The following is a 3,371-nucleotide window of genomic DNA, read 5'->3' on the forward strand; positions in this document are numbered from 1 at the left end:
GGATGCGCACGACCATGCGGTTCACCGATTCCTTGTCCGCGGAGCCGTCCCCGGCGACCGCGGCCTTGACCTCGGACGGGGTGTGCCACGCGACCGGGATGCCCCGCGCCGCGGCCGCGGCGATCACGACGCCCGTGGCCTGGGCCGTGCCCACGACCGTGGGAGCGTTGTTCTGCGCGAACACGCGTTCCACGGCCACGACGTCCGGGCGGAAGCGGTCCATGAGTTCCTCGGCGGCCCGCATGATCGACAGCACGCGGTGTTCGAGGGCCTCGTGCGCGCGCGTCCCGCTCACCTGGACGTGCACGAACGTTCCGGTTCGCTGCGCGGACATGTCCACCACGGCGAAACCGCACCGGGTGAGACCGGGGTCCACCGCGAGCACGCGCTGTTGGGACTGCCGGGCCACCACGGGACTCACGGAATTACTCGTCGTCCTCGAGCACGGCCATGACCTCGGCCGGGATGTTGGCGTTCGAGTAGACGTTCTGCACGTCGTCGAGCTCCTCGACCGCGTCCGCGAGCTTGAGGAACTTGCGAGCGCCCTCGGCGTCCAGGTCCACCTTCATGGTGGGGCGGAACTGGGGGTCGTCGTTGTTGTACTCGAGACCGGCCTCGTCCAGGGCGGTGCGGATCGCGGGCAGGTCGGTCGCCTCGCTGACCACCTCGAAGTCGTCGGACTCGTCGAGCACTTCCTCGGCGCCGGCGTCGAGCACGGCCATCAGGACGTCGTCCTCGGTGAGACCGTCCGTCTTGGCGACCTCCACCACGCCCTTGCGCTCGAACAGGTACGCCACGGAACCGGAGTCCGCCATGGTGCCGCCGTGGCGGGTCACGGCCACGCGCACCTCGGAGGCCGCGCGGTTCTTGTTGTCCGTGAGGCACTCGATGTACAGCGCGGTGCCTTGCGGGCCGCGGGCCTCATAGAGGATCTCGGTGTAGTCGATCGTCTCGCCCGTGAGCCCGGCGCCGCGCTTGATCGCGCGGTCGATGTTGTCGTTGGGCACCGAGTTCTTCTTGGCCTTGGAGACCGCGAGTTCGAGTGCGGGGTTACCCGAGGTGTCCGCGCCGCCCATGCGGGCCGCGACCTCGATCCCCTTGATGTACTTGGCGAACGCCTTGGCGCGCTTGGCGTCAATCGCCGCCTTCTTGTGCTTGGTCGTGGCCCACTTGGAGTGACCTGACATGAATGACCTCCTCGAAAGAATGCGTCCGGCCCCTGCGGACCGGACACGGATCGACCTCCATGATAACGAGCGCGGGGCGGGGCCCGTCAGCGCGGGCGCGACGCGGCGACGTCGCGGGCGCGCTGGGCGAGCGTGTCGTCGAGTTCCCCCTCCGGCAGGGTCTCGCCGCGCAGCTCGAGCGCCGCCGCGAGCAGGAAGTCCGCGACGCGCGGGTTCTTGGGCAGCAGCGACCCATGCAGGTAGCTGCCCAGCACGTTCGCGGTGCGCGCACCCTCCGTGGCGTCCTGCCCGTTGTTGCCGGCCCCCGAGACGACACTCGCGAGGGGCTGTTGCCCGGCGCCCAGGTGGGTGAGCCCCGAGTGGTTCTCGTAGCCGACGATCGTGCCCAGGTCCGCGGACTCGGTCACGATGTTGCCGATCAGCCGTTCCGGACCGGCCACCGTCTCGAGGTCGAAGATCCCGATCCCGGACAGTGTCTCCCCGGTCCCCGTGCGGAAACTGTGCCCGAAGAGCTGGTAGAGCCCGCAGATCGCGAGCATGGGCACGCCTCGGGCCACGGCCTCGTGCAGTCGCGGTGCCACCACGGCGAGGTCGTCGGCCACGCGGAACTGTCCCGAGTCCTGTCCTCCGCCGCCCACGAAGAGGTCGGCGTTCTCGGGCCACGGGTCGCCGGGGTTGTAGTCCACGATCTCGGTCTCGAGGCCGCGGCGTTCGGCGCGGCGCTTGAGCGTGAGTGTGTTGCCCCAGTCGCCGTAGATGTTCATGTCCCGGGGGTAGAGCTGCACGATGCGCAGCGCCCCGGCGGTGTCGTGTGCCACGGTGTCCTCCTAGATGGCCGCCACGTGCGTCATGTCGCCCAGGATCCTGCGCAGGGAGAGCATGGCCGTGTACGTGCAGAAGATTCTCATGGGGCGCTCCCCCGAGTCCGCGATGAACCGGCGTAACGCGTCCTCGAGGTCCGGTTCCACCGTGGCCACGCGCACGAGGTCGTAGTCCAGGCGCAGCGCCATGTCCCACGCGCGCACGCCCGAGACCATGTCCACGCCGCCGTCGCGCAGCGCGTCGAAGTCCACGTCCCACAGCCACGAGACGTCCCGGCCGTCCGCGTACTGGTCGTTGATCGCGATCATCGTGGCGTAGTCCTGCGCGGAGGCCGAGGCCAGGGAGAGCCGGAAGCCCGCGGGGTTCTTCACGAGCAGCAACTGCAGGGGCTTGTCCTGGACCGTGATGGTCTCCCCGCGACCGAACGCCGGGGTGACCTCCCCCAGTTCGGCCACCAGGGAGGGGACGTCCGCGGCGTCGCCGAGCACCTGCAAGCTCGTGGCGAGGGCGGCCGCGGCGTTGTACTGGTTGTAGACGCCGTACAGGTCCACCGTGGCGTCGTGCTTGCGCCCGCGCACGTCGAGTTCCACGCTGCGCGCGTTCACGGCCTCGAGCACGACGTCGGCGTCGGGCCGACGCGCGGACGGCACGTCCGAGTCCTGGGCGCCGGGGTCCACCTGCCGTAGCCCGTCACGCATGTCGTCGTCGGACGGGAACATGGGGCGCAGTGCGTCCGAGAGCCCGAACCAGCTCACGGCGGTGTCCTCGGTCACGTCCTGGGCGAGGCTCGCGATCCGAGGGTCCTCGCGGTTGAGCACGATCGTGCCCGTGGTGGCGCGCGCGACCTGGCTCAGCATCCGGCGCGTGGTGTCGATCTCCCCGAACCGGTCGAGCTGGTCCCGCATCACATTGAGCAACAGCGAGATCCGGGGCCGGACTTGCTTCACGAAGTGCACCGCGTGGGCCTCGTCCAGCTCAAGCACCGCGACGTCCGCCACGAGCCGACCGAACGCGTCCATCTCCGCGAGCAGGGACGCCGCGACACCGCGCACGAAGTTGGAGCCCGTGCGATTGGTGAACACGCGCAGTCCTTGTGAACGCAACAACTGGACGGTCATCTTGGTCGTGGTGGTCTTGCCGTTGGTGCCGCTGATCACCACCACGCCGAGTGGCAGCTTGGCGAGCTCCTCCGCGACGAACCCGGGGTGCAGTTTCTCCATGACCAGGCCGGGGAAGGCGGAGCCACCGCCGCGCAGGCTCGACGCCCAGCGCACCCCCTGGCCGAGGACACGTACGAGTGGTCGGGACATGGTCTCCATCCTAGTGAGCGGGCGGATTCGCCCGGCGGGGCGGTCCGGGGCC

General features: G+C 69.7%; 4 protein-coding genes. All 4 read right to left on the reverse strand.

What is annotated here, in order from left to right; genetic code table 11:
* Nucleotides 1-334: crossover junction endodeoxyribonuclease RuvC (locus tag A5728_RS06780; protein ID WP_231885547.1), on the reverse strand; the 334-nt coding region annotated here is incomplete at its 3' end.
* Nucleotides 335-425: 91 nt separating this feature from the next.
* On the reverse strand, nt 426-1,187 hold the full coding sequence (locus tag A5728_RS06785; protein ID WP_064846326.1) for a YebC/PmpR family DNA-binding transcriptional regulator: 762 nt from the start codon (nt 1,185-1,187) through the stop codon (nt 426-428).
* Between the two features lie 86 nt (nt 1,188-1,273).
* Entirely contained in the window at nt 1,274-2,005 is a 732-nt protein-coding gene (locus A5728_RS06790) for a type 1 glutamine amidotransferase (RefSeq protein ID WP_064846327.1), read from the reverse strand.
* Between the two features lie 9 nt (nt 2,006-2,014).
* Nucleotides 2,015-3,328, reverse strand: coding sequence for a Mur ligase family protein (locus A5728_RS06795; RefSeq protein WP_064846328.1), 1,314 nt, complete (start codon nt 3,326-3,328; stop codon nt 2,015-2,017).
* Between the last annotated feature and the right edge of the window lie 43 nt (nt 3,329-3,371).

It is taken from the genome of Kocuria sp. ICS0012 (assembly GCF_001665945.1).
Lineage (GTDB): Bacteria > Actinomycetota > Actinomycetes > Actinomycetales > Micrococcaceae > Kocuria > Kocuria marina.

Bases quoted from the DNA above. Each gene is read 5' to 3' on its own strand.
- A5728_RS06795 (WP_064846328.1), bottom strand. From the start codon at position 3,328: ATGGAGACCATGTCCCGACCACTCGTACGTGTCCTCGGCCAGGGGGTG.
- A5728_RS06785 (WP_064846326.1), bottom strand. From the start codon at position 1,187: ATGTCAGGTCACTCCAAGTGGGCCACGACCAAGCACAAGAAGGCGGCG.